General features: G+C 61.0%; 22 protein-coding genes. 6 read left to right on the forward strand and 16 right to left on the reverse strand.

All coding sequences use genetic code 11. The annotated features are described in order from the left end of the window. Window positions 1-13: 13 nt before the first annotated feature. The gene (locus BEN48_RS17060; protein WP_241502311.1) at window positions 14-1,327 is read right to left on the reverse strand and encodes a glycosyltransferase family 4 protein; all 1,314 of its coding nucleotides are present in this window, start codon (window positions 1,325-1,327) and stop codon (window positions 14-16) included. A gap of 156 nt (window positions 1,328-1,483) precedes the next feature. On the opposite strand from BEN48_RS17060, the gene ffh reads away from it, so the two are divergent. Beyond that, complete coding sequence (gene ffh / locus BEN48_RS17065) at window positions 1,484-2,851, forward strand: signal recognition particle protein (RefSeq protein WP_070736433.1); 1,368 nt, start codon at window positions 1,484-1,486, stop codon at window positions 2,849-2,851. 681 nt (window positions 2,852-3,532) lie between these two features. Here ffh and BEN48_RS17070 read toward each other — a convergent pair. Then, the gene (locus tag BEN48_RS17070) at window positions 3,533-3,898 is read right to left on the reverse strand and encodes a hypothetical protein (protein WP_070736355.1); all 366 of its coding nucleotides are present in this window, start codon (window positions 3,896-3,898) and stop codon (window positions 3,533-3,535) included. Between the two features lie 78 nt (window positions 3,899-3,976). Next, window positions 3,977-4,168: a DUF2256 domain-containing protein gene (locus BEN48_RS17075; RefSeq protein WP_070736358.1), complete on the reverse strand. Its 192-nt coding sequence runs from the start codon at window positions 4,166-4,168 to the stop codon at window positions 3,977-3,979. 143 nt (window positions 4,169-4,311) lie between these two features. On the opposite strand from BEN48_RS17075, the gene BEN48_RS17080 reads away from it, so the two are divergent. After that, the gene (locus BEN48_RS17080) at window positions 4,312-5,058 is read left to right on the forward strand and encodes a class I SAM-dependent methyltransferase (RefSeq protein WP_070736362.1); all 747 of its coding nucleotides are present in this window, start codon (window positions 4,312-4,314) and stop codon (window positions 5,056-5,058) included. 71 nt (window positions 5,059-5,129) lie between these two features. Beyond that, a complete protein-coding gene (locus BEN48_RS17085; protein WP_070736368.1) occupies window positions 5,130-5,558 on the forward strand; it encodes a thioesterase family protein in 429 nt (142 codons plus the stop codon). A 1-nt stretch (window position 5,559) separates the two neighbouring features. On the opposite strand, the gene BEN48_RS17090 is transcribed toward BEN48_RS17085, so the two are convergent. Next, the gene (locus tag BEN48_RS17090) at window positions 5,560-6,126 is read right to left on the reverse strand and encodes a DinB family protein (RefSeq protein WP_070736369.1); all 567 of its coding nucleotides are present in this window, start codon (window positions 6,124-6,126) and stop codon (window positions 5,560-5,562) included. 214 nt (window positions 6,127-6,340) lie between these two features. On the opposite strand from BEN48_RS17090, the gene BEN48_RS17095 reads away from it, so the two are divergent. Continuing rightward, window positions 6,341-7,012, forward strand: coding sequence for a hypothetical protein (locus BEN48_RS17095; RefSeq protein ID WP_125932708.1), 672 nt, complete (start codon window positions 6,341-6,343; stop codon window positions 7,010-7,012). After that, window positions 6,949-7,698 carry a hypothetical protein gene (locus BEN48_RS17100; protein ID WP_125932709.1) on the forward strand — a complete coding sequence of 250 codons (750 nt, stop codon included), beginning with the start codon at window positions 6,949-6,951 and terminating at the stop codon, window positions 7,696-7,698. Before BEN48_RS17095 ends, BEN48_RS17100 begins: the two co-directional genes overlap by 64 nt. Before the next feature lie 74 nt (window positions 7,699-7,772). Here the strand turns inward: BEN48_RS17100 and BEN48_RS17105 are convergent, their stop codons facing one another. Next, window positions 7,773-8,756 (reverse strand): pyruvate dehydrogenase complex E1 component subunit beta, encoded by a 984-nt coding sequence (locus tag BEN48_RS17105; RefSeq protein WP_070736381.1) that lies wholly within the window; start codon window positions 8,754-8,756, stop codon window positions 7,773-7,775. A gap of 164 nt (window positions 8,757-8,920) precedes the next feature. Further along, complete coding sequence (locus tag BEN48_RS17110; protein WP_070736383.1) at window positions 8,921-10,729, reverse strand: tetratricopeptide repeat protein; 1,809 nt, start codon at window positions 10,727-10,729, stop codon at window positions 8,921-8,923. 162 nt (window positions 10,730-10,891) lie between these two features. Here BEN48_RS17110 and BEN48_RS17115 point away from each other — a divergent pair, with 162 nt between their 5' ends. Further along, window positions 10,892-11,110 carry a PspC domain-containing protein gene (locus BEN48_RS17115; protein ID WP_070736385.1) on the forward strand — a complete coding sequence of 73 codons (219 nt, stop codon included), beginning with the start codon at window positions 10,892-10,894 and terminating at the stop codon, window positions 11,108-11,110. A gap of 130 nt (window positions 11,111-11,240) precedes the next feature. Here BEN48_RS17115 and BEN48_RS17120 read toward each other — a convergent pair whose 3' ends face one another. The 10 genes from BEN48_RS17120 to BEN48_RS17160 form a co-directional block, all read right to left on the reverse strand. Further along, the gene (locus BEN48_RS17120) at window positions 11,241-12,290 is read right to left on the reverse strand and encodes a glycosyltransferase family 2 protein (protein WP_241502312.1); all 1,050 of its coding nucleotides are present in this window, start codon (window positions 12,288-12,290) and stop codon (window positions 11,241-11,243) included. Then, the gene (locus BEN48_RS17125; RefSeq protein WP_070736387.1) at window positions 12,280-12,618 is read right to left on the reverse strand and encodes a YbaB/EbfC family nucleoid-associated protein; all 339 of its coding nucleotides are present in this window, start codon (window positions 12,616-12,618) and stop codon (window positions 12,280-12,282) included. The genes BEN48_RS17120 and BEN48_RS17125 overlap by 11 nt, the downstream gene beginning before the upstream one ends. Window positions 12,619-12,767: 149 nt before the next feature. Further along, the gene (locus BEN48_RS17130; protein ID WP_158010234.1) at window positions 12,768-14,762 is read right to left on the reverse strand and encodes a T9SS type B sorting domain-containing protein; all 1,995 of its coding nucleotides are present in this window, start codon (window positions 14,760-14,762) and stop codon (window positions 12,768-12,770) included. A 124-nt stretch (window positions 14,763-14,886) separates the two neighbouring features. Next, on the reverse strand, window positions 14,887-16,380 hold the full coding sequence (hutH, locus tag BEN48_RS17135) for a histidine ammonia-lyase (RefSeq protein ID WP_070736390.1): 1,494 nt from the start codon (window positions 16,378-16,380) through the stop codon (window positions 14,887-14,889). 226 nt (window positions 16,381-16,606) lie between these two features. Next, on the reverse strand, window positions 16,607-18,028 hold the full coding sequence (gene hisS, locus BEN48_RS17140) for a histidine--tRNA ligase (RefSeq protein WP_070736393.1): 1,422 nt from the start codon (window positions 18,026-18,028) through the stop codon (window positions 16,607-16,609). A 347-nt stretch (window positions 18,029-18,375) separates the two neighbouring features. Beyond that, window positions 18,376-20,934: a TonB-dependent receptor domain-containing protein gene (locus BEN48_RS17145; RefSeq protein ID WP_158010235.1), complete on the reverse strand. Its 2,559-nt coding sequence runs from the start codon at window positions 20,932-20,934 to the stop codon at window positions 18,376-18,378. Between the two features lie 584 nt (window positions 20,935-21,518). Then, window positions 21,519-22,964, reverse strand: coding sequence for a toxin-antitoxin system YwqK family antitoxin (locus BEN48_RS17150; protein WP_070736396.1), 1,446 nt, complete (start codon window positions 22,962-22,964; stop codon window positions 21,519-21,521). A gap of 217 nt (window positions 22,965-23,181) precedes the next feature. Further along, entirely contained in the window at window positions 23,182-24,366 is a 1,185-nt protein-coding gene (locus BEN48_RS17155; RefSeq protein WP_083321174.1) for an acetyl-CoA C-acyltransferase, read from the reverse strand. Between the two features lie 137 nt (window positions 24,367-24,503). Continuing rightward, on the reverse strand, window positions 24,504-24,629 hold the full coding sequence (locus tag BEN48_RS19975; protein ID WP_262490094.1) for a hypothetical protein: 126 nt from the start codon (window positions 24,627-24,629) through the stop codon (window positions 24,504-24,506). Further along, complete coding sequence (locus BEN48_RS17160) at window positions 24,626-24,844, reverse strand: hypothetical protein (protein ID WP_070736397.1); 219 nt, start codon at window positions 24,842-24,844, stop codon at window positions 24,626-24,628. The genes BEN48_RS19975 and BEN48_RS17160 overlap by 4 nt, the downstream gene beginning before the upstream one ends. Between the last annotated feature and the right edge of the window lie 119 nt (window positions 24,845-24,963).

A 24,963-nucleotide genomic window follows, 5' to 3' on the forward strand; every position in this document is an offset into this window, starting at 1 on the left:
TTGAAGCTGCCAATCAGCTTGCCGAAATTATGCTGGCCAGTTGCCCGGTGAGGGCCCGGCGGGAGTACCGCTCGTGGCTGATGACCGGCAAGTCGAGGTTGGGGTTGATGCGCCACTGTGCTACCAGGCCCTCCAGGGTTTCCAGCATCAGGCCCACGTCTTCGTAAGGTAGGGCGTGTCCGGCAGCGCACTCCTGCAGGAGATTGTCGGCGTCGGAGCCGGCCGGGCCCACGCACAGAATGGGCTTGTTGGCGGCTAAATACTCGAACACCTTTCCCGGCAGGATGCCGAAGTTGCGCGGCACATCGGGAATGGCCATCAGCAGGACCGTGGCGGCCATGAGGTGTCGCACCGACTCCTCGTGCGGCACAAAGGCCAGAAACTCGGTAACGGGCAGCAAGCCCACGCCCTCAATTTGCCGGCGCAGCTCGGCCGATACCTGTCCCACAAAGCGCAGGCGCACCGGCACGTCGGGGTGGCGGCTGGCGCAGGCGGCCACGGCCTCCAGCAGGCGGCCAATGTGGTAGAGCTCGGTAATGGTGCCGGTGTGCGTGATGCGCAGGCAGTCGGTGGGGAACTGAGAAGGCAGCCGGAAATCCGATTCGTCGTAGCCGTTGGGCAGCACGTGGAATTTTGCGGAAGGCAAATCCGGCAGCTTGGCCAAAAAGAGGCGCTTGGTTTCGGGCGAAGTTACCAGCACGGCATCGGCCTGGGTCAGCACCTGGCGCTCGTAGCGCGCATCGAGCCAGGCCGCAAACGGAGTATGGTGCAGGTCTTTGTAGTAGTAAATATCCGTCCAGGGGTCGCGCAAATCGGCCAGCCAGCGCAGGCCGTGGCGCTTTTGCAGCTCCAGGCCAATGAGCTGGGTGGAGTGCGGCGGCGAGGACGTGAGCACGGCATCGAACTGCTCGCCGGCGGCCAGGAGCTGCTCCACGGCCGCCAGGGCGTGGCGGTTCCAGCCGCGGCGCGGGTCGGGAATGAACAGGTTGCCGCGCACGAAGCGCAGGGCCTTCTGCAGCAGTCCGGGCTTGCCCTCGTTGGCGAAGCCGCCGTAGGGAACGGCCCGGCCGGTGAGCTTTTTATACGACTCAAACGGCTCGGTGGTAGCTGTGCGGATGACCCGCAAGCCGGCGGGTACTTCGGCCAGCAGGCTTTCGTCGCGCACCGGGTAGGTGGCCTGGGCAGCGTCCACGGTGAGCACGGTGGCCTCCACGCCAAAGCTGCCCAGGTGCTTCACGAACTTGAGACAGCGCTGCACCCCGGCCCCGCCCGAAGGCGGCCAGTAGTAGGTGATAACAAGCAGGCGCAGTGGACGGGAGGGGGGCACGAAAGCAGGGAACTACGAGGGGGGCGCGAAGGTACATACTTTGCCGAATTTCGGGCTTTTATGGCTACTTTTGGGGTTCCGGTACTTCCTGATTTGAAGCAAGGCCACCGCCGCTCAATCCGCGAAATCCGCTCCATTCGTTTTAATACTGTATACATGTTTGACAGCCTCCAAACCAAGCTCGACCGGGCCATAAAAACCCTTAAAGGTCAGGGCAGCATTTCCGAAATCAACGTTGCGGCCACCATCAAGGAAATCCGCCGTGCGCTGGTCGATGCCGATGTTAACTACAAGGTTGCCAAGGATGTAACCGACCGCATTAAGGACGCCGCCATGGGCCGCGACGTGCTCACGGCCGTGTCGCCGGGCCAGCTCATGGTCAAGATTGTGTACGATGAGCTGACCGCGCTCATGGGCGGCGAAAAGAAGGACATCACCATCAAAGGCGAGCCGGCCGTGGTGCTGCTCTCGGGCCTGCAGGGCTCGGGCAAAACCACGTTTGCGGGCAAGCTGGCCAACTTCATCAAGAAGCAAAACCGCACGGTGCTGCTGGTGGCCTGCGACGTGTACCGCCCCGCCGCCATCGACCAGCTCAAGGTGCTGGGCGAGCAGATTGGGGTGGAGGTGTACTCGGAAGTAGAGAACAAGAACCCAGTTGAGATTTCGCGCAACGCCATTGAGTACGCGAAAAAGAACAACAAAAAGGTAGTCATCATCGACACCGCCGGCCGACTGGCTGTGGACGAGCAGATGATGCGCGAGATTGAAGCCGTGAAAGCGGCCATCAACCCCAGCGAGACGCTGTTTGTGGTGGACGCCATGACCGGCCAGGACGCCGTGAACACCGCCAAGACTTTCAACGAGCGGCTGCAGTTCGACGGCGTGGTGCTTACCAAACTCGACGGCGACTCGCGCGGTGGTGCGGCCCTCAGCATCCGGGCCGTGGTGGAAAAGCCCATCAAGTTCATCTCGACGGGCGAGAAGATGGACGCCCTGGACCTGTTCTACCCCGACCGTATGGCCCAGCGCATCCTGGGCATGGGCGACGTTATTTCGCTGGTGGAGCGGGCGCAAATGCAGTTCGACGAGGACGAGGCCAAGCGCATCAACGCCAAAATCCGCAAAAACCAGTTCAACTTCGACGACTTCCTCTCGCAGTTGGAGCAAATCAAGAAGATGGGCAACATCAAGGATTTGATGGGCATGATTCCGGGCGTGAGCAAGGCCATGAAGGACGTGGAAATCGACGACGACGCCTTCAAGCCCGTGGAATCCATTATCAAGAGCATGACCAAAAAGGAGCGGGCCAACCCCGACATCCTCGACGCCTCGCGCAAGCGCCGCCTGGCCAAAGGCTCCGGCACCGACATTCAGCAGGTAAACGCGCTGATGAAGCAGTTTGACCAGATGCGCCAGATGATGCGCCAGATGAACAAGATGAGCCAGACCAAAGGCGGCATGGCCCAGATGCAGAAAATGATGGGCGGCATGGGCAAAGGCGGCCCCGGCGGCATGATGCGCTAAGCGTGCAGCGTAAGAACGAAAAACCCAGCCCGTAAGGGCTGGGTTTTTTTCTTGGTCCTAGTGCGGTGGCTGATGGTCTGCTTTCTCAAATCTGGAGACCCATCCGTCGGTCAACCGGTGCTCGTTCCACTCAAAACGAGGGCCAGCACGGTACCCAAACGCATGAATGCCGGGGACTGAAAAAAATCTTCTAAGTATACGGAATCTTTTGGTTCAGTTGTTGTTAGCCCTAACGTGAAAGAATAGTTTTTTAAGGTGTTTTGGTACGGAGAGCTGATGGGGTTTCCCTGTCAGCTCTTTTTCCGTTTAGGCATCAGCTGTTGTTTGGGCGTGGAATAGTTGCCCGCAGGCAAGCATCCAGAAGCGAGGCAGGCTTTGGAGGCTGTGCTTCTCAAATCGTATTTCCAGGATTGAGTAGTGCGCGTTGGCTACAGCTGGGCTGCGCTTTACAGTCACATCGGGTTTGGCCAAGCTGTACCACGCGTTTTTCATGCTCGGACCGGTTTTGGGCGAATCTGCAAGAGGGTGTGGAGTGAAATGGCTCTCGTTGTAATCAAGTCATCTCAACAAACCATAATGGCCTCTGCTGTTGTGCTGAGCGCAGCAAACCATCCTATCAGGGTTGGCCAAGTTGTGCAGCGGTGAGAGGATGCTTCGCGATGCTCAGCAGGACCAAAGGCCTTAGTGCACCACGCGCAGCTCAACCCGCTCTGCTGCGCCATCCTGCGCCGGGATGTGCCAGGCACCTACGCGGCTTGGGCCGTAGCCTAGGTTCACTTTTAGCCACTCGTTGCGCGTGGGCAGCATGCCGATAATTTCGCGTTCCAGCTGGTCTAGCTTGTGCTGCAGGCCTGCTGCTTCCTGCTGCAATTGGTTGGATTCCCGGGTGTAGCTGCTGGCGGCCGGAGCTTGTGGCTGGCGCGGGAGCTGCGCAGTTTTGAGCGCTACCTGGGCGCGGCTCAGCGCCTTCTGGGTTTCTAGGAAGTCATTTACTTTGTCCTCTAGAGGCAGATAGGCAGGGTTGAGGTAATCGAGATTGGAGGCCATGGAGGAGTGAATGCAGTGAAAAAAGTGGGGCAGATGTGCCGCAAGTCGGGCTAAAGTACCGTGAAACGGGCCAACAGGCTACAAAGGTTGCCCGGATGCGGGACCTCCCGGAGCCAAGTCGGTGGCACTGCGGTTGCGTTGGCATTTTTCGCCGCAGTATTTCACCTCCTCCCAGTTGGCGCGCCACTTTTTGCGGTACTCGAAGGGGCGGCCGCACGTGGCGCAGATTTTGGTGGGCAGCTGGCCTTTACGAAGCTTGTTGGGGAGCATGTAGCGAATGTAGACGGGGGATTCGGTGCAAACGCACGCGCCCACCACGAAGTTTTGGGTACTTTTCGGGTCTCAATACCTCACTTTACTTCCGGGGCCATGGCACAGTTACTTCAGACTGGCCAAGCGCCTTGCTTTTTTGCATGACCACAACCACCGCTCCCGACGTGCTGGGCCAAGCCCTGCTGGCCTACCACCGCGGCGACTCCGATGCCCAGCTCACCGTGCACTGCGATGTAGCCGACGGCGAGTCGCTGCTCGACGAGACCCTGCCGGCCGCTTATTTCTTCCGCACCCTGCTGCAAATGCCCGAGTTGGAGCGGCTGGCCCTCGACGAAACCCGCGGCCGGGTGCTCGACCTTGGGGCCGGGGCCGGCTGCCACTCCCTGGAGCTGCAAAGCCGCGGCTTTGAGGTGAAAGCCGTGGACGTATCGGGCGGCGCCGCCCAGGTGATGACCGAGCGCGGCGTGCGCACCGTGGCCCGCCACGACCTGTTCGACCCACTGCCCACCAACGAGTTGCCATACGATACCATTCTGCTGCTAATGAACGGCATCGGCCTGGCCGGCACCCTGGACGGACTGGATAAATTCCTGGCCCACGCCCGCACCCTGCTCGCGCCCGGCGGCCAAATTCTGGCGACGTCCTCCGATGTTCGCTACCTCTACGAGGACGAAGAAGGTGCCCTGCGCATCAACCTGAACGGCCCGTACTACGGCGAAGTCCGGTACTCCATGAGCTTCAACGGCCAAACCGGCACCACTTTCCCCTGGCTATTCGTGGATGCCGCGCTGCTCAACGACGCGGCCGAAACCGCCGGCTACTCAGCCGAATTCCTGGGCGAGGACGACGACGAGCAATATTTGGTACGCCTGACGCTGGTGGGCTAACCAAGCCGGCCACAAGAGCACCCTACTACGTGACCCGTTGGTCCGCTTTAAATCAAACCCTTTTTTTTGCAATGACTGATACCGTCACATACCGCACCCGCTGGGCCGACATGGACCCCAACGGCCACATGCGCCACTCTGCCTACGCCGACTACGCCGCCGACCAGCGCGTGGTGCTGCTGGCCAAATGGGGCTACGGGGTAGCCCGCTTCGCCGAGCTGCGCCTGGGCCCGATTCTGTTTCGGGAAGAAACCAAGTACCTTAAAGAAATCAGCATCGGCGAAGAAATACAGGTGGACGGCCGGCTGGCCTCCGCCGCTGCCGACGGCTCCCGCTGGACCATTGTGCACACCATTTACAAGGCCGATGGCCGCGTGGCCGCTACCGTAACCGTAGACGGTGCCTGGCTGGACCTGGACCGCCGCAAGCTCACCCTGCCGCCCCCCGAGCTGGCCGCTGCGTTTAGCACCATGCCAGCCTTTGAGGGCAAAAGCCAGTAAGCTAGCTTTTCAGCACCGGCTGGGCGTTGGGGCGCAGCGCCTTGGTGATGCGGCCCATCTGCTGCTGGTGGTGCAGCAGGTGGTCAAGCAGGAAGTCCATTACCTGCCCAATGGTAATCCGGCCCGAGCGGGGGTGCGGGAAAATGGCCCGGTTCATCAGCCGGCCCGGGTACTCGTTGAGCAGGCGCTCCAGCTGGCGGCGTGAGGCCTCCCAGGTTTGCCGCAGTTCGGGCAGGGTGGGCACCTCGCCGGTATCGGTGAGGGTAGCCACCCCGCGCGGCGCTTTAAACTTCATGCCTGGCAGCCGGAGCAGCAGGCGCACAAACCGGGCCCGCAGCCGCGTAAAGAGGTCTACTTTGGGCAGGGCGTCGTTGGCGCGCAGCTTTTTCTCTACATACTGAATGATGTTGCCCTCAATGAACAGCAAGTGGTGCACCACCTGCGTAGCCGACCAGTGCCCCGGAGCCGGCGCCTTGGCCTTGTCGGCCCCCAGGGCTTCCGCCGAGGTCAGGAGCCGCTCCGTGGCGCGTTCCAGTTGTTCAAATTTGAGATGTAGGCGATGATTCATGGGAGTGGAAGCGGTGAAGTAAAGGCCTGCAGTGAGCTACGGGCGAAAGGTACAAGCAGCAAATGAAACGCCCGGCTGCGCGCCGCTGCAACTTCGGTGCCACGCCTTAATTAGCGGCAAAAGAACCAAGTGTTGGCGGGCGCATCTAGTTTTGCCTGAAATGTCCCGATTATCTACCGCATTACGTGCGCCTTGGTCTGCAGTCTGGCGAGTAGTGGCCGTTTTGGCCTTGTATGCGCTGTACCTGCCTTTGAGCGGCTACGCAGTAGGAGATTTTGGTTTCGATGCGGCCGAGTACTGGGAGCTTTCGCTCAAATTCACCCGGCAGGGCGGGTTTTCGCTGTTGGGGTATAATGACCCAGTGCGTGGCTATTTGGGGCCGATGCTCATTCTGCCGGCCCGGGTGCTGTGCCACTTCACCGGGTGGTCTATGCTGGCGGGGGCGCAGGTGCTGGGGGCTGCGTGGGCCGCGCTGCTCGTGGGTATTGCTGTTCCGGCGCTGGTGGCGCAGGTCACGGGCCGGGCATTGGCAGCAGGCCGCTGGCTAGTGCTACTGGCCCTGACGTTTGTTTTCTGGCGCGACTACTTCAACTTTACACTCAGCGACATGCCGGCCCTTACGCTGCTGGTTTTGGCACTGGTGGCGTTGCGGCACTCCCATTGGGTTTGGGCCGTAGCGGCGGGGTTGTTTTTGGCGGCGGCCATCAACATCCGGCCCATCTACATTGCCAGCCTGCCGGGATGTTTGTGGTTTTTTTATCGTTTTGCGCCGCCCGGGCGGAAAGGTGTTGCGCGGGCCGGTTTGCTGGTGGCGGGCGCGCCTTGGTGCTCCTGCCGCAGTGGAGCATCAACTGGCACCATTTCCAGCGCAATACGCCGCTCGTGATGGCCGGGGCACCCCAGGCGCGGCCGCTGTACCTCAAGCAGCTCACTTGGGGCACCGCGTTTCAGCGCTACGAGACCAGCCTTATTCCCGAAATTCCCCAGTCGCTGGTGTACGCCGACCCTGCCGGCCAGCGGTTGCTGGCCCGGCAGCCAGCGGGCCGCTTTCCCAGCTACGGGGCCTACCTGCAGTTTGTAGCCCGGCACCCCGTGGCTACCGGCCTGCGCTACCTTCGGCACTTGTTTAATGGTTTGGATATCCGCTTTCCAACCCCTTACCCCCGACACCTGCATCCCGCCGGCCAGCAGGCGTTGCGGCTGTTAAATTATGCCTTATTGGGACTGGGAACCTGGTTGGCGCTGGCTGTCTGGTGGCGCGGCAGGCAGTCGCGACCCACTCGGGAATTATGGCGCGCGCCGGTAGCGCCGGTGCTGCTGGCCGTGCTGCTGCCGTGCCTGCTAGTGCTGCCCACCCTCATCGAATGCCGTTTTTTGCTGCCGCTGCACATGCTCCTGCTAGCCGCCATTGCGACCTGCTGGCAGCCGCGGACGTGGTGGCACGAGCTGGGTGGCCCGGCCCGGCGCGTGGCGCTACTTGTGCTGGCCACGGGCTGGCTGTGGGGTTGTTGGCAGCTCTCCGAAGACACCGCCCGGCACCTGCGCCCGCCCAGCGAAGCGCCGCAGGAGTAGCGCCGCAACCGGCAATACATAGAAAAGCCCTACTGATGCAAACCAGTAGGGCTTTTCTGTAAATAATGACGGACTTACTTCTTGGCGTAGGTCACTTCCTTCACCGCTTTCACCACGCGTTCCACGTTGGGCAAGGAGGCTTCGATGAGGGTGGGCGCGTAGGGCAGGGGCACGTCGGCGCAGTTGATGCGGATAACGGGCGCATCAAGGAAATCAAAGGCGCGGCGCTGCACGATGTAGGCCAGTTCGCCGGAGATGCTGGCCAGGGGCCAAGCTTCCTCGATAACCACCATGCGGTTGGTTTTCTTCACGGAGGCAATCATCGTGTCGTAGTCAATCGGCCGCACCGAGCGCAGGTCGATTACCTCGGCTTCGATGCCTTCCTTGGCCAGCTCGTCGGCGGCGGCGTAGGCTATTTTCATCATCTTGCCGAAGCTCACCAGGGTCACGTGCTTGCCCTGGCGCACCACGTTGGCCTTGCCAATTTCGAGGATGTATTCTTCTTCGGGCACTTCGCCCTTGTCGCCGTACATCAACTCCGACTCCATGAAAATTACCGGGTCGGGGTCGCGGATGGCGGCTTTGAGCAAGCCCTTGGCGTCGTAAGGGTTGCTGGGCACCACTACTTTCAGACCGGGCGTGTTGGCGTACCAGTTTTCAAAGTTCTGCGAGTGCTGGCTGCTGAGCATGCCGGCGTTGCCGGTGGGGCCGCGGAATACGATGGGGCAGGAGTACTGGCCGCCAGACATCGAATATATCTTGGCCGCCGAGTTGATAACCTGGTCAATGGCAACCAACGAGAAGTTGAAGGTCATGAATTCGATAACCGGAATCAGGCCATTGGCCGCAGCACCCACACCGATGCCCGCAAAACCCAGCTCAGCAATCGGCGTGTCAATCACGCGCTCCGGACCGAACTCGTCGAGCATGCCTTGGCTCACTTTGTAGGCGCCGTTGTACTCGGCCACCTCTTCGCCCATGAGGAACACGCGCGGGTCGCGACGCATTTCCTCGGACAGGGCCTCGCGCAAGGCCTCACGAAATTGAATTTGACGCATGATATTCTTTAGGTAAACAGCGGTTTTGAGCCGTTGGGCAAAGTTACGACAAGCGCGGGCGTTGGGCAAGTCCAGGTTTGGAACGTAAGAGGGAACGAGAAAATGGAGTATTTCTTACCTCTGTCTTCCCTACACACACCATTCCCTACGGCCTCCAATTCCCCTTACCGCAGCGCCTCCCGAAATACCTTGCCCTGCGCGTAATCCTGGAACTCCAGGTCCTCCACGGCGCGCTGGGCGTAGGTGCGGTCCAGCGCCACGGCCTGTTTCAGGAGCTGGCCCAGGGCGGCCTCGTCTTTTTGGCGGGCCGCTACCACGGCCATGCCGTAGACGGGTGCGGCGGCGGTGGGGCGTAGCTTTTGGGCGTAGCGGTATTGCTCCAGGGCCGATTCGTAGCCCTCCCGGCCCACCAAAATCAGCCCGCGGTTGAGGGCATTCTGGTAGGAGGGGCCGGCGTATTCCAGGCTGCGCAGGGCCTCGTCGGGTTGTCCGACTTCGATTTCCAGTGCCGCGCGGTCCGAGAAAATCTTGCGCAGCAAGGGGCGCTCGCCGCCGAGCTTGATGGCATAGTCGTAGTTCTGCAGGGCTTCGAGGCGGTCGCCGGCCCGGTGGTAGGCCGTGGCGGCGTGGTAGAAGAATTCCGCCGTGGGGTTGCGGTGGGCCGCCAAGGTGAAATTGACGCCGGCGCGGCGGTAATAAGCCTTGCGAATCTTATCAGTTGGCTCTTTTTCGGCGCGCTGCAGCAGCACCACGCCCAGGTTGTGGAAGGCTTCCCAGCTGTTGGTGTTGGCCGCCGCCGTTTCGTAGATGCGCTGCTTTTCGGCCAGCAGCGGCGTGAGCGTGGCGGAATAGCGCAGCTCCTCCGGCGTGAGGGCATCGGCCTCCACCTGCTTGTCCATAATCTTTTTCGACAGCAGGTACACTTCCGAATCGAAGCGCTTGGGCGCGGAATACGCGACGGCCACGGTGCCAAAACGCAGTACCGGGTAGATGTACTGCTCCAGATAGTCGAAAAAGGTGAGGCGGTGCAGGGCCTTTTCTTTCTGCTCAAACGTGCCCTTGGTGTCGTTGATGATGGTGACCACGGAGTCCATCTGCTCGGGTTTAAGCGCCGAGGTCATCACCTTGCCCAGGAACGTGTCCCATTTGCGCGTATGAGCCAGTGTGTCGAACTTAATCTCCTCAACCCGATTGAGATAAGAGAAATTCTTCACGCGCTGCTTGTAGTAATACAGCAGCATGCGCACGCGCTTGCTGGCCAGCAGGCGGTTGTGCGCGTCCAGGGAATCGGGCGAATGGCCGGCAACGATGAGAACCTGCTTGGTTTCCTGGTTGGCGTCAATGAGGTCTTCCAGGGCCTGCACGTTGGTGCCCAGGTAGCCGCGGATAAACCACTGGTTTTCATCGAAAAAGAAGGGCAGCACGCGGGTGCCGCTCATGGTGTTATTCGCCCGCTCGGGCAGGAAGGTGAGCACGGTGTCTTCGCGGGTCACGAGGCGGGCGGGGTCGGCAATGCCGCGGGCTACGCGCACATCGTCGGTGGCCCGCAGCACGCGGCCGTTCTTCTTTAATTCCCGTACCTGGGCGTGGGCCAGCAGCTCGCCGGGGTTGCGGCCGGGTGTGTTGGGGATAATGAATTTCTGGGTGGCCACGAGCTGGCCTTTCTTCTCTTCGTCGTATACATAGTTGCCCGAGATGAACGTGATGCGGCCCAGTGTGTCTTCGCGCAGGCCGTGTTCATAGCGGTAGCGCAGCAGCAACTCATACGCTATGCCCTTGTGCAGGTGCTGGGCCGGTACCTTCGCTATCACCTCAAACGGCACCGATTCGCCCGAGGCCATGAGCGGCGTGGGGCGGGCCGTTACCGTGCGGCCGGTTTCGGCCTGCTTCAGCACCCGCGGCAGGGCACACGCCGAAAGCAACAGGGTGGTAAATAAGAGGCTATGGGCGAAGGGCCGCGAAAAATTTATCATTAAAAAGCACAACTCAAAAAAACGAAAACCACCACTACCAACGTAAAAGCCCCCAAAATAGTCGGACCCCGGCCGGCGAAATTACGTTAGGACATTTGCCTTGCCCTGGGGAAGGCCTTATATTAGCATAGACTATCTGCTTTCCGCTAGCCGCTACCGCCCATGAAACGCTTCACCGACTACCTCGAAACGCAGTCTTTTGGTTTGTGCTCCACCCTCGCTCAAAAGTGGGGGTTTAGCACGCGGAGCGTGAGGCTCTCCTTTGTATACGCCTCCTTTTTCACGTTTGGCTCCCCCATTGTGCTCTATTTCGCAGGAGCGTTTTGGATGAACGTGCGCCACGCCATGCGCCAGCAGCGCAGCACGGTGTGGGACTTGTAGATTGCCTAAAACCCGCCATGCTGCGCCTGCGAAGCTTCCTCTCACCGGGAAACGATATGTTCTGCGGTCAGAGGATGTTTTGCAGGCTCAACATGACAGCATTTTATCTGGCATCAGAAAGCCAACGGTTTTATTTGAGCCCTAACTCGCTGAATCTCCGCTTGCCTTTCGCAAAATAGGCCCAGACCAAACTGCCGTTGTAAACTCCGGGCCGCGCTGCCACTGTTAGCCGTGGGCGGGTAGCGCGGCGCTGCCGCTGCCAATAGCCAAAATTGCCGTAAAAGCTAAAATGCGCCCGCAGTACGGCCCTGAAATCGGCAAATTGCCCGCTGAGCAGAAAGCGAATTCCGGCCACGCCGTCCAGCACCAGCCGCTGCAACATGCTGGACAACAACTCGCCTGGGGCCGCATTTTTATACAGCATAGCCAGGCCGTTGCGGAAATTAAGGTAGGTTTTGCGGGGGTTGGTTTTGGGGAGAGTGCCGCCGCCTACGTGGTGCACCGCGCTGCCGCCGTGGTACCACACTTCGTGGCCGGCATTCCACAGGCGCCAGCAAAAGTCAATTTCCTCCATGTGGGCAAAAAAGGCGGGTTCCAGCCCGCCCAGGGCTTGCCACGCTGACTTACGCACCATGAAGCACGCGCCGCTGGCCCACGCCACGGGCCGGGAGTCGTCGTACTGGCCCTGGTCTTTCTCCAGGGTATCGAAAAGGCGGCCCCGGCAAAAGGGATAAGCAAGGCGGTCGAGGTAGCCGCCACCGGCACCGGCATACTCAAAGAACGTGGGGTCGGCGTGGGCCAGGATTTTGGGCTGCACCGCTGCAATGCGCGGGCTGGCCTCCAGCAAGCCTCTCAATGGGCGCAGCCAGCCCAAGGTCACTTCCACATCGGAATTGAGCAGGACGTAAAACGCGCTGTCAATCTGGGCCAGCGCTTGGTTGTAGCCTTCGCAAAAACCAAAGTTCCGTTCGAGTAACAATAGCTCAACCAAGGGAAAATCCCGCACCAGCAACTCCGCCGAATCGTCGGTGGAGCCGTTATCGGCCACTATTACGCGGGCGCCATCGGCATGGGTGAGCACGCCAGGCAGAAAGCGGCGCAGAAAATGCGCCCCGTTCCAGTTCAGAATTACAATGGCAACATCGGCGCAGGCGCCGGCTCGCACCACGCTAGACTCCAAAGCCGCTGAGGTCGAGGCCCGGCACATTGGGCATCAGGCCACTGGTTTTGCGCTGGAGTTCCTGGCGGGCCAGCTCGGCGGCTTCGTCCAGGGCCTTGTTGGCGGCGGCTACCACCAGGTCGGCCAGCATTTCGCGGTCCTGCGGCGTGAGCAGCGATTCGTCAATTTCAAGCTTGATAAGCTTGCGGTGGCCGCTGGCCGTGGCGCGCACCAGGCCGCCGCCCGCTTCGCCGGTGGCGGTAATGTGTTGAATTTCCTGTTGGGCCTGCTGCATTTTATCCTGCAGCTCTTTCACTTTGCCCATCATGCCGGTGATGTCGAATGCCATAATAATTAAGGTCGAATGTCAGGTGGTGAGAATCGGTAGGGGTATAACACGGGAAGGGAGGGAAAGTGCTTAAAATAGCTTTCCACGTTGCCCACCCACCGAAGTTGGCTTACCGGCTGCGGAGCCCCCGGGTTGTACCCTTCACCGAATTATTTGAGTATTGAGACCGAGCCAGTAGCTGTAAAAGGCTTACCGTCTTCGTTTTGTTGCTGAAAACGCCAGGCGTAGGTGCCCGGTACCGGCGCGCGTCCATTAATGGTACCGTCCCAGGTCTCGGTGCGTTGGGTGCTGCGGAATACTACCTGCCCGTTGCGGTCCACCACCAGAAAGGTGTAATTCTGCAGGTACCGGCCCTTCACTTCCAGCACGTCGTTGAGTCCGTCGCCGTTGGGTGTGAAAGCTGTGGGCAGGGTCACGGCCGGCTGCCGCACCACGGTGGCCACATTAGAATAGCTAAACGTACCCGGCGGCAGCCCGGCCCCGCCAATTTGCAGGCGGTAGCGCAGCACCTGCCGGTCGGTAGGCGGCGTGAGGTCGGTGAAGCTGCTGTCAGCCACAGCAATGCTGCTCAGCACGGTGCCATCGGGGCGAATGCGCTGAATGGTATAAACTGCGGGCGCCGTAGCCGAGGGCCCTCTGAAGGCCGTCCAGGCCAGAGTGGCAGTGGTGCCGGTGGGGTCGGCGGTCGTAGCGGTGAGAAGAGACGGGCATGCCGCCAGGCTCTCGGGCGAGGCATTGCCGCACACGTCCAGCAGGCGCACCGAGTAGCACGGGGTTTGGGCAAGCAGCTCCGCAATGGCCGTGGAGTCGCGCTGCACCCCGCTGCTGCTGGCGGTACGAAAATCAGCGGGCATCTGCCCGGCCGCCGTGCGGCGGTAGCGCAGGCTGCTGCCGGGCGCGAGCACCAAGCCATTGGCCAAAAGCGGGGTCAGCTCCACCACATTGCGCAGGTTGAAGCTGGCCAGCAGCCGGGGCTGAGCGGGCGGCAGGGTCGATTGGGTGGTGATGGACACTTCGTTGGAAACCGAAGTGCCGCCGCCCGGCTGCGTGGCCGTTACGCGGTAGGTGTAGGTGGTGCCGCACTCCACATTCGGGTCTTCCAGGCCCCCCGCTATCACATTAAAAGCCCCCAGTGGGATGTTGTTCCGGGTAACACTGTACGTGCTGGCAGTGCCGGCATCGCTGAGAAGCAATTGGTTGCGGTTTTGGGTAGAACTGCCCGTGAGGCCCACGGTGCAAACGAGTGGCGAAAACGCTACCGCCAACTCGCACGGGTCGGCGCGGCGCAGGCGGTAGCAGCCTGCCCCGGCATTGGCCAGGGTGAAGCTGCTGCTATTGGCCGGCACCGATGCCACATCGCGGAAGCCGCCTGCTGCGCTGCCATCGGCCCGCTGCAAGGTGTAGGTGTAGCCCGCTGGCAACTGGCCTAGGGTGAGGGTGGCCGCGCCGCCGGGCAGCGGGCCCTGCAGGCTCAGCCGCGACAACACCGGAACCTGAGGCGGCAGGAGCGGGGCAATGGTCTGAGTAGCCTCGCCCGTACAGATGTCCGTGCCCAGGTACAGCCCCGTCACCGTAACGGCCGTGGCGCCCGCGGGCACGCTCACCACCGTGGGCCGGTTGCGGGCAATGGGTTGGGCCGGCCCTGCGCCCACCCGCACCGTGTAGCTATCGTACACCGCATCGGTGACGGTAACCAGAGCCGAATTGCTGGGACAGGGCGCCACTGTGAAGGCGGGCGGGGCATTATCGTAAACCCGGAACGTGCGCACGTAGTACGTGGAAGGCGCTGAGCCCCCCGCTACGGCATTGGCCAGCTCCGAAACCGTTACCGAGCCCACCTCGGCCCGAGTGGGCGTGTATTGGTAATCAAACCTATTTGGTGGAATGCAGGAAGGAAAAAACGTATTGCCCGTACCCGGCAGCACGCCATAGAAAAGCAGAGAAGAGGGGGTGCTGCGCCCCGCGCATTGCACAAACCGCACCGGCCGCCCTACGCAAAAGGCATCAACCGGCTGATTGGTGGCTACATCGATGGCTGTGAAGGTGCACGCTGGTTGATTGGGCGACGCGCAGGTGGTTTGGGCCCGCGCTCCGGCCACGCCGGCCCCCAGCCACAGGCAGAAAAGCAACAGACAACGGTTCATTACCTTCATAAACACCAGTTCAAACACGGCTAAAGCCCTTCTGTTCTCTGACCAGGTAATAGAGCCAGGACAATGGCTGGCGAACAACCACCGTCCCGGCTGCTTCTACGCTTACCTCAAACCTTTATTGCCAATCAAACTTACGGACGAAGGCCGCGGCTTTGTGTAAATCCGGGTACAGTACCCGGTCCTGGGCCACAAATTTTACTTCCTGGCCAAAGGCTTCTACAACCTTTTCCAGCGCGGCTGAGGTGCGCCCTGGCCGCCGAAAGGCCAGCGCCTGCACAGCCGTCAGCAGCTCAATGGCCAGTACCTGCTCCACGTTTTCGACTACGCGGCGGGATTTGGTGGCGGCGTTGGCACCCATGCTCACGTGGTCCTCCTGGCCGTTGCTGCTCACAATGCTGTCTACCGAAGTGGGGGTGCACAGCTGCTTGTTCTGGCTCACGATGCCGGCGGCGGTGTACTGCGGAATCATGAGGCCGGAGTTCAGGCCGGGCTCGGCCACCAGGTACTGGGGGAGGCCCCGCTGGCCGGAAATCAGCTGGTAGGTCCGTCGCTCCGAAATGCTGCCTAACTCGGCCACGGCCACGGCCAGGTGGTCGAGAGCCAGGGCCAGGGGCTGGCCGTGGAAGTTGCCGCCGCTCAGTATCTGGTCGTCGTCGGGGAAGATGTTGGGGTTGTCGGTCACGGAGTTGCACTCGGTTTCCACTACTTGGGCCACGTAGGCCAGGGCATCGCGCGAGGCGCCGTGCACCTGGGGCTGGCAGCGGAACGAGTAGGGGTCCTGCACGGCCATGCGGGGCTGGGTCTGCAGCTCGGAGCCGGCCAGTAGCTCGCGCAGGCGCCGGGCCACCAGCACCTGCCCGGCGTGGGGCCGAATGCGGTGCAGATTTTCAGTAAACGGGTCGGCACAGCCCCCAAAAGCTTCCGTTGAGAGCGCGCCAATTACATCGGCGGCATTGGCCAGGCGCTGGGCGCGGAGTACGCCGTCTACCGCGTAGGCCAGCATAAACTGCGTGCCATTCAATAAGGCCAGGCCTTCCTTGGCTTGCAGCGCCAGCGGTTCCCAGCTAAAAAGGCTCATGGCGTCGGCCGCACTCAATCGGTAGCCCATGTAGTTGACTTCGCCCAGGCCCAGCAGCGGCAGGCACAGGTGCGCAAGCGGGGCCAGGTCGCCGCTGGCGCCCAAAGAGCCCTGCTCGTATACTACGGGCAGCATTTCGCGGTTGTACATGGCCACCAGCCGCTCGGCGGTAGCGGTTTGCACGCCGCTGTGGCCGTAGCTCAGGCTCTGGGCTTTGAGGAAAAGCATGAGGCGCACGAGGTTGCCGGGCACTTCTGCTCCGGTACCGCAGGCGTGCGACATCATCAGGTTGATTTGCAGTTGAGCGCGGGCCTCCAGGGGTATGCTCACATTGCAAAGCGAGCCAAACCCGGTGTTGATGCCGTAAATCGGCCCGTTATCTTCAGCGAGGCGTTGATGCAGGTAGTGGTGGCAGGCCGCAATGCGCGCTTTGGCATCGTCGCCGAGCGCCACGGGCCGGCCATCGGCCAGCAGGGCGGCCAACTCAGCCAGGGTGAGGGGCTGGGTGGGCGAAATAATATGGGTGGGCATTCGGGGGGTGGGGTTGAAGCGGGTGGGCAAAGAACGAAAAAACTCCCCTCCTTTTTTAAGGAGGGGAGTTTTCGCGCAGCGAAAACGGGGGTGGTAGAGTCGTGGCACGACACCCGAACAAATTCCGGCTAGGTCGTTCGCCCATCGTGCAACGACTTTACCACCCCAATTTCAGCGTTGCTGAAATGTCCCCTCCTTAAAAAAGGAGGGGAGTTTGTCGTTCGGGTTACTCTGCAGTCAGGGCAGTCACTACTTCGGCCAGCGGCAGCACGCGTTCTACGCCCGAGGCCATAATTTTAATTTTGGCCAAGCCGGCGGCCAGTTCTTCCGGTCCCAGCACAATGACCAGCGGAATGCCCTTGGCATCGGCGTATTTGAACTGCTTTTGCAGCTTGCTCACGTCCGGGTACAGCTCGCTGGGGATGCCAGCGGCGCGCAGCTGCGCCAGCAGCGGCAGCGCCGCCCGGCCGCTGGCCGCGTCGAAGTGCGTAATGAGGCAACGGGTGGGCGTTTCGGCCGTGGCCGTGAACAGGTCCAGCGCTTCCAGGCAGTCGTAGAGGCGGTCAACGCCAAAAGAGAAGCCCACACCCGACACGCCCGGCAGCCCGAAACTGCCCGTGAGGTTGTCGTAGCGCCCGCCGCCGCTCACGCTGCCCATCAGCACGTTGTTGATTTTGACTTCAAAAATGCAGCCCGTGTAGTAGGAGAGGCCCCGCGCCAGGGTGGGGTCAAACTCCAGCCGGTCGAACTGCTTGAAGCCGGAGGCTGCGAGTAAGTCGCGCACCGTGGCCAGTTCGGTCAGGCCGCGGTAGGCTACCGGGACCTCGGTGGGTTCTTCGGCCGTGGGGCGGGGGCCGTCGGGCTCCACGCCGGCCGTTACGAAGCCGGCCATCAGGCGCTCCAGCTTCTCTTCGTAGTTGCCCGCCACACTCAACAGCTCAAACAGCGTTTCGACGGTAGCCTCCGTGAAGCCGCGCTCCAGCAGCTCTTTGGTCACGCCATCGCGCCCAATCTTGTCCAGCTTGTCAATGGCCACAAACAAATCCGACTCCCGGCCTTCGCCGCCCAGCGCCTGGTAAATGTTGCGCAGCACGCCGCGGTGGTTTATTTTGATGGTGAAGTCGTCCAGCCCCAGGCCGTTTAGCACCTGGGCCATCATCAGCACGATTTCGGCCTCGCAGAGCAGCGAATCGGTGCCCACCACGTCGGCGTCGCACTGGTAAAACTCGCGGTAGCGGCCGCGCTGGGGGCGGTCGGCGCGCCACACGGGCTGCATCTGGTAGCGCTTGAAGGGAAATGTGAGCGTGCCCCGGTTCATGGCCACGTAGCGGGCGAAGGGCACGGTAAGGTCGTAGCGCAAGCCCTTTTCGGCCACTTTGGGCAGCAGGGCTTTGCTCCCGATTTCCAAATCGGCGCCAGTTACGTCCTTGGCGAAGTCGCCGGAGTTCAGTACTTTAAACAGCAGCTGGTCGCCTTCGTCGCCATACTTCCCCGTAAGCACGGAGAGGTTTTCGAGCGTAGGCGTCTCAAGCGGCGCAAAGCCGAATGACTCAAACGTGCGGCGAATTATGTTGAAAATGTGCTGGCGGCGTGCCACCTGCGCGGGACCAAAATCGCGGGTGCCCTTGGGAATACTCGGTTTCTGCATAATCCGACAAAGGTAGGGCAACCCAGAACGACAAACTCCCCTCCTTTTTTAAGGAGGGGAGTTTTCGCGCAGCGAAAACGGGGGTGGTAGAGTCGTTGCACGACACCCGAACAAAGCGCATCGTATTTATCCCAAACTCCCCAAACTGCCTAACGCAACACAGGCGGTGAGTTACATACTTGCCATACCAGCGGCATCGTATAGTCACCCAGATGAAAAGCTAACAGCACTTTTCATTTACCCTTACCCTTTCAAAACCGCAACACCCCGCCGCCGGACGAACCGGCGACGGGGCTGTTTGCAGAAAGGAGGGTGAGAAAAGCGGGGTGGCAAACAAAAAATTAGACTCAGCCGCCGAAACCGCCGCCGCCCTGGGGCGCTGCCTCAATGCGGCCCGGCTTGGCCTTGCTGGCGCCGATGTACCAGGTGAAGCCCAGCCAGCCCACGCGGGTCTCGTCTTTGCTGGAGCGGTAGCTGCGCAGGGCATCGGTTTCAATTTCGCTGCGGTACTTGAGCGTGTTGAACACATCCGAAACGCGGAGCGTAAGGGCGGCGCGGTCCGAGAACAAGCGCTGGCGCAGGGCCACGTCTACCTGCCCCTGGGCCAGCTGCCGGCCCTGGGCCGTGAGCGAAGCCGAGCGCAGATTGCCGCTCAGCTGCATTTCCAGGGTGGGGCGGATGGTGAAGTTGTTGTTCAGGCGCACGGAGCCCACCAGGGCCTGGCGGTTGTTGCCAAAGGCATTAGCTGCAATCTGGGCGCGGTAGAGACTGGTGCTGGCATTCAGGCGCCACCACTTGGCCAGGGGCTGGTTGAGGCTGAATTCGGCGCCAATGTTGGTGGTGGTGCCCACGTTGTCGAACGTTTCGGCCGTAACCAGGCCGGCACCGGGGCCCGCCAGGCGGGTGGCCGTGGTGTCGATAAAGCGCAGGCGTTGAATGGAATTGGTGGTGATGCGGGCAAAGGCCGTGCTGGTGAGCGTGGCCGCGCCCAGGCTCAGCTGGTGGCCCAGCTCCATATTGTGGCTGAATTCGGCCTGCAGACGCGGGTTGCCGAGGCGGTAGCTGCGCGGGTCCTGGTAAATGGCTAGCGGCATCTGCTGCATGAAGTTAGGACGGTTCAGGCGGCGGGCGTAGCTCAGCTGCAGGCGGTTCTGGCCGGGCTCCTTGCCAAACTCCCGGCTGATGTTGGCCGAAGGGAAGAGGTTGAGGTAGTCCTGGTCGAGGCTGCCGCGCTGAGCGATGCCCGCGCCGCCTTCCACGCTGCCGCTGATGCGGGTGTACTCAGAGCGCAGGCCCACCTGGGCGTTCCACTTGGGGCCCAGAGGCCGCTGCACGGTCACGTAGCCGGCGGGCACCAACTGGGTAAAGGTGTAGGTGAGCGAGCGGGCGGGGTCGTCCTGAAAGCTATTGGGGGCAGTTTCGCTATTGGCGTAGCCGAACTTATTAGAGCCGGCATTGGACTGGCGTTCAAGCTTTGCCCCCATTTCCAGGCGGCCTTTGCCTTCAGCGAAGGGGTGCGTGTAGTCAATCTTGCCGAACTGGATGTTGCCCAACACGTTGAGCTCCTGGCGCGTGCCCGGCTGCGCTACCTGCCCCGAGCCGGCCTCCGCAAACTGGCGCTGCACCACCGGCACGGTGGCATCAATGCGCACACCGCCGAGGTTGGCCGAGAGTTCGCGGCCCTTGTGCGCGGCCCAGGTGCGGCGGTAGTCGCCGCCGTATTGCATCACGTTCACACCCACGTCGAGGTCCTGCCGGCCGCGGGCGCGCTGCACGGCGCCGTTGTCGGTTTGCTGGGTTAGGTCCTGGCTTTCGCCTTCCAGGTGCCGCTCCGTGCCCGCCGACGCGTTGAAACTCAGGTTCTGGTTTTTGGGCAATTCCAGCTGCATACCTACTTCCACCACTTGGTTGCGGTGAATCTCGCGGCCCACGCCCACTTGGGTGGTGCGCACCGTTTGGGGGTTGTCGGCAGTGCCAAGCAGGGCGGTTTGCTGCGAGCGTCCGCGGCTGCCGAAGGTCACGTCGCGGCCGTTGTAGCCCGCCGACCAGGTTGCCTTGCCCACCTTGCGGGTCAGGTTCAGGTTGCCGCTGTATTTGTCCTTTGTGCCCAGGTTGAGGGCGGCGGTGCCGTTGGTCCCGTTCCGGGTTTCTTTCTTGGTAATGAGATTGATGACCCCGCCACCACCCGAGGCGTCATATTTTGCCGAGGGGTTGGTGATGACTTCGACCTGCGCAATGCGCGAGGCCGGAATCTGGTCGAGGCGCGGGCCGCCCGCGCCGCCGCCGTTGCCGGTGCCGGCGGGCTTGCCGTCAATAAGAATGGTGAGGTTGGACGAGCCGCGCATGGTCACCGTGCCGTTCACGTCCACGTTCACCGAGGGCACGTTTTGCAGCACGTTGGCCGCCGTGCCGCCCACGCTGCCCAAGTCTTTTTCCACGTTTATCACGCGCTTGCCCAGCTCTTCCACCACGGTGGCTTTCTGGCCCGTCACCACCACTTCGCCCAGCTTAGTGGCTGAGGCAGCGGTCATTCGCAGGCCCATAAAACTGATGGTAGGTGCGGCCTCCGTGAGGGTAAAGCGGCGGCGCAGGGCCTTGTAGTTCAGGTCCTGCACCCGCATCAGGTAGGTGCCCAGCGGCAGTGCGGCGGTCTGGAACGTGCCCTGCTCCGTGGTTTGGGCCACGGCCACAAAGGTGGAGTCGGCGGCGCGCAGAAAGAGAACATCGGAAAATGGAACGGCTTTGCCATTGCTGGCCTCCACCAGGCTACCGCTCACGCGGCCCGGCCCGGCGGCTTGGGCCATGGCGCCCAACGGCAGCAACAACGAAGCAAAAGCCCCCACGCGCAGGGCACTACCCAAGTGGTGAAGCGGAGGAAAAGAGAGAAGTGTGACGAAACTTTTCATGGTGCAGAGGTGAGAGTGGAGGCGGGCAGGAGAGCAACTCCAGTCTTCCAGCGGCCGCGGCTCCGCTGGGTAGATGAATTGCTCATCGGCGCCACCTCCGGTGAGTGAGATTGAGGCAGGTGGGTAGCGGGCCATCTTTGGTACACGTTAAGCACAGCTACTAGGCTTTGAACAGAACAAAAGTAAAACAGGTACTTTGTAAAGCAAGGTACTGTTGCAATATATTTTCATTAAGCCATGCTTTGTTTGTTATTAGGTTCTGATAGTCAGTTGGTAGCGAGTTGAAAAATATATTCAACCTTCGCTGGGACAAAGCCATGAGGGTTTGCGCACTCAATCATTCAGATGCAAAGCCTGGTTTTGGGGTTGCCTGCGGGCGCTTGTTTGTGGTTAAAACAAAAAAGGCCCTGGCAAATAGCCAGGGCCTGAGTCGTTGAATCCGAGATCTAAAGAATGAATTACTAGATGCCTATCTAGTCCAGGCCTATCATGCTGAGCCCGCAAAGCATCCTATCAGGGTGGAGACAGTCGTTCAGAGGCGATTAGATGCTTCGCGGGCTCAGCATGACAGAGGGTAGCGCCTGCTACTTGCGCTTGGGCGCGGGCTTGGGTTTAGCGGCCGCTTTTTTCACCGGGTCCACCAGTTCGCCGTTGCGGTAGGTCACGGAGCGCGCCTCGGTTTTGCCATCCTCCTTAAAATAGGTCCACACGCCGCTCTGTTTGCTGTTGCGGTACTGTCCGCTCACGGCCAGGGTGCCATCTTCCCGCAACTCACGGAAGGGGCCCAGCAGCACGCTGCGCACGTAGGTAGTCTCCTTGTGCAGCTTGCCCGAAGGGTAGAATTCCTGCGCAACGCCGGCCATAAACCCATTGAGAAACGGTTGGCGGCTCTGTATTTCGCCGTTTTCGTAGTAAGTGATTTTGTCGCCCAGCAAGCGGCCGATTGGGCCGTAGATTTCGGTTTTACGCGGGGTCTTGCCGTCGGGGTAAAACTCTTTCCAGGTACCGGCGGGCTTGTTGTTTTTGTACTGCAGCTCGGCCTGGGCCAGCTTGCCCGCCGCGTCGTGGTACCGGGTGGTTTTGCGGTCGCGTCCGCTGTTGCTGTAATCAATTTCCTCGCGCAAATTGCCATTTTCGAAGTATTCCAGGGCATTGCCGGTGGGCACCCCGCTGCGGTACGTCATCTTGGTTTTCACCTGCCCGCTCTCGTAGTAGCTCGTCGAAGCGCCGTCGAGGTTGTTGGTGCCGGTGGGCGGGGCCACGCGCTTGGTCAGGTCGTCGCCGAGGGGGTTTTTCACGGGCCGCTGCACCAACGGGGCGGGGGCGTAGGTACTCTCGGTCTGAAGCTTGCCGCTTTGGTAGTAGCTACGGTAGCGGCCGCGGCCATTTTTGTCGGCCAGCACTTCGTTTTCAATCTGGCCGTTGGGATAGTACGTTTTGTAGGGCCCCGACAGCAGCCCGCGCGTGAACACGCCCTCGCTCTGCACCGCGCCGTTGGGGTAGTAGAACTTTACTGCCCCGTTGGGCTGCCCGTCCACGTAGCTGATTTCGGCCTGGGTCTTGCCATCGGGGTACAGCGCTTTCAGGGGGCCGTTGGGCTGGCCCTTGGCGAGCGTGGTGCGCAGCTTCACTTCCCCGCTGGGGTGGTAAAAGGTGAGCTCGCCGTTGGGCTCGTCATCTTCAAACATCCCTTCCTGAGCCACCTTGCCGTTGTCGTAATACGTTTTGAAGGGCCCCTGGCGAATGCCGTCGCGGTAAGTAGTTTCCAGCCGCCGGTTGCCGGTGGGGTGAAACTCCACGTAGGCCGAGTCGCGCTTGCCCTGCCGGAAACTGGTTTGCTGCTCCAGCTTGCCGTTGCGGTAAAAACGCTTGTAGGTGCCCTGGGGCACGGTATCGCCGGCCACCAGCGCGGTGTACACTTCCCGCTTGTTTACTTTGGTAGAGTCGTAAAACGTCGTGAATCGACGCACTTTTTGGCCATACGAAGGCAGGGCCAGCAACAACAGAAAAAAAGGCACTAGGTATTTCATAAATCGCTGATTATCGTTGATTAACCGTGATTTCACTGATTAACCACAGTACGTAAACTGTTTTTACCTTGCTTTTCGTTTACTTGGCGTCCGCTCTACGCAAAGAAAAGGCCACGCTGTACCCAGCGTGGCCTTTTCACAAATAGTTTTTTCAAGCTATCAAATCAATCCGGCAATTAAGCAGTGAAATCACAGTTAATCAACGGCAATCAGCGATTTAGAAAGCTTCCACCACAATAGCACTAGCGCCACCGCCACCGTTGCAAATGCCGGTCACGCCAATTTTGCCGCCCTCGTTTTTCAGCACGTTCATCAGCGTGGTCACGATGCGCGCACCCGAAGCGCCCAGCGGGTGGCCCAGGCTCACGGCACCGCCGTACACGTTTACCTTGGTGCCTTCCAGGTTCAGCAGCTTGTTGTTAGCCAAGCTTACTACCGAGAATGCCTCGTTGATTTCGTAGAAATCCACATCGGCAGCAGTTTTACCAGCGTTCTTCAACGCCTTGGGAATGGCCAGCGCGGGCGACGTAGTGAACCACTCCGGGGCCTGCTCGGCATCGGCGAAGCCCAAAATGCGTCCGATGGGCGTGAGGCCCAGGGCGTCGGCCTTCTCGCGGCTCATCAGCAGCACGGCGGCGGCGCCGTCGTTCAGCGTGGAAGCGTTGGCCGCAGTCACGGTGCCATTTTCCTTGATAAAGGCGGGCTTCAAGCCGGGAACCTTGGCGAAATCCACTTTCAGGTACTCCTCGTCGTCGGAAATTACCGTGGTTTTGCCGCGGCTCTCGATGGTCACGGGAATGATTTCGTCTTTCTTCTTGCCAGCTTTGGCTGCGGCCGCGCTGCGGGTGTAGCTCTCCACGGCGAAAGCATCCTGCTGCTCGCGGGTAAAGCCCATTTCCTTGGCCGTGTTTTCGGCCGCGTTGCCCATGGCGTAGTCGTTGTAGGGGTCCCAGAGGCCGTCGCGCACCAGGCCGTCTATCATCTGGCCGTGGCCGTATTTAGCCCCGAAACGGGCTTTGTCGAGGTAATAGGGCACGTTGCTCATGCTCTCCATGCCGCCGGCCAATACCACGTCGGCCTGCCCCAGCATAATGGCCTGGGAGGCATACATGATGGCCTTCGTGCCGGAGGCACACACTTTGTTCACGGTGGTGCATTCCACGGTGTCGGGGAGGCCCGCTTTTTTGGCTGCCTGCCGGGCCGGGGCCTGGCCCAGGTTGGCCGAAATCACGTTGCCCATAATCACCTGCTCCACTTCCGAGGCGGCTACGCCGGCTTTCTCCAGAGCACCTTTCAGGGCAATGGCGCCCAGCTCAGTGGCCGACAGCGACGCGAGTGCACCGCCAAATGAGCCAATCGGCGTGCGAACGGCAGATATAATGACAACTTCCTTGATTTGCATAAGAGCTACGATAAGAGTGTTGAGTGGGAGGTGAAATCAGGCCGCAAAAGTACGGATTTAACCGCCCCCAAGCCGCCCCTTGTCTGGCAGCCATTCAGCGGGACCAGGTAGCGGCCGCTATGCCCCCGCCTCAACTATCACCAAGACGGCTTGTTGGGGTCGGCCTTTTGCGTGGCGGGCCGGGTTAGCTGCTGCAGGTATTGCTGCTCCTGAGCCCGGAGCGTTTCGAGCAGTTGCCGGGCCTGGGCCGGGCTCAGGTTCATGGCGTTAAGCCGCTCCCGTTGGGTTTGCAGCTGCGCATCGCCCGCTGTAGCCGCTTCTGTGCCAAGGCCACCGTTGCGCCCATTTCCGGGGCTGCCGGCGGCAGTGCTGCTGCGGTCCAGCCCGCGCTGGATGCCGGGCGTGTGGGCAGCTCGTCGACATACACGCCGCCCGTGAGCAGCGGATAGAGCAGAGCGCGAATTTCCGGGTCGTTCATGGCAGCCCCAAAAGTAAGCCGGCCGGCCTGCCAGTTGAATTAACCCCATAAAACAGCGCTTTTCAAATCAAGTATAGACAGACTTGTATTAGGCCAGCGACCAATGCTTCGCGCTATAG

The organism is Hymenobacter glacialis (assembly GCF_001816165.1).
Lineage (GTDB): Bacteria > Bacteroidota > Bacteroidia > Cytophagales > Hymenobacteraceae > Hymenobacter > Hymenobacter glacialis.

Bases quoted from the DNA above. Each gene is read 5' to 3' on its own strand.
- BEN48_RS17145 (WP_158010235.1), bottom strand. From the start codon at position 20,934: ATGAAAAGTTTCGTCACACTTCTCTCTTTTCCTCCGCTTCACCACTTG.
- hutH (WP_070736390.1), bottom strand. From the start codon at position 16,380: ATGCCCACCCATATTATTTCGCCCACCCAGCCCCTCACCCTGGCTGAG.
- BEN48_RS17070 (WP_070736355.1), bottom strand. From the start codon at position 3,898: ATGGCCTCCAATCTCGATTACCTCAACCCTGCCTATCTGCCTCTAGAG.
- hisS (WP_070736393.1), bottom strand. From the start codon at position 18,028: ATGCAGAAACCGAGTATTCCCAAGGGCACCCGCGATTTTGGTCCCGCG.
- BEN48_RS19975 (WP_262490094.1), bottom strand. From the start codon at position 24,629: ATGAACCTGAGCCCGGCCCAGGCCCGGCAACTGCTCGAAACGCTCCGG.
- BEN48_RS17150 (WP_070736396.1), bottom strand. From the start codon at position 22,964: ATGAAATACCTAGTGCCTTTTTTTCTGTTGTTGCTGGCCCTGCCTTCG.
- ffh (WP_070736433.1), top strand. From the start codon at position 1,484: ATGTTTGACAGCCTCCAAACCAAGCTCGACCGGGCCATAAAAACCCTT.
- BEN48_RS17075 (WP_070736358.1), bottom strand. From the start codon at position 4,168: ATGCTCCCCAACAAGCTTCGTAAAGGCCAGCTGCCCACCAAAATCTGC.
- BEN48_RS17125 (WP_070736387.1), bottom strand. From the start codon at position 12,618: ATGGCATTCGACATCACCGGCATGATGGGCAAAGTGAAAGAGCTGCAG.
- BEN48_RS17110 (WP_070736383.1), bottom strand. From the start codon at position 10,729: ATGATAAATTTTTCGCGGCCCTTCGCCCATAGCCTCTTATTTACCACC.
- BEN48_RS17080 (WP_070736362.1), top strand. From the start codon at position 4,312: ATGACCACAACCACCGCTCCCGACGTGCTGGGCCAAGCCCTGCTGGCC.
- BEN48_RS17160 (WP_070736397.1), bottom strand. From the start codon at position 24,844: ATGAACGACCCGGAAATTCGCGCTCTGCTCTATCCGCTGCTCACGGGC.
- BEN48_RS17105 (WP_070736381.1), bottom strand. From the start codon at position 8,756: ATGCGTCAAATTCAATTTCGTGAGGCCTTGCGCGAGGCCCTGTCCGAG.
- BEN48_RS17155 (WP_083321174.1), bottom strand. From the start codon at position 24,366: ATGCAAATCAAGGAAGTTGTCATTATATCTGCCGTTCGCACGCCGATT.
- BEN48_RS17090 (WP_070736369.1), bottom strand. From the start codon at position 6,126: ATGAATCATCGCCTACATCTCAAATTTGAACAACTGGAACGCGCCACG.
- BEN48_RS17085 (WP_070736368.1), top strand. From the start codon at position 5,130: ATGACTGATACCGTCACATACCGCACCCGCTGGGCCGACATGGACCCC.
- BEN48_RS17115 (WP_070736385.1), top strand. From the start codon at position 10,892: ATGAAACGCTTCACCGACTACCTCGAAACGCAGTCTTTTGGTTTGTGC.
- BEN48_RS17130 (WP_158010234.1), bottom strand. From the start codon at position 14,762: ATGAACCGTTGTCTGTTGCTTTTCTGCCTGTGGCTGGGGGCCGGCGTG.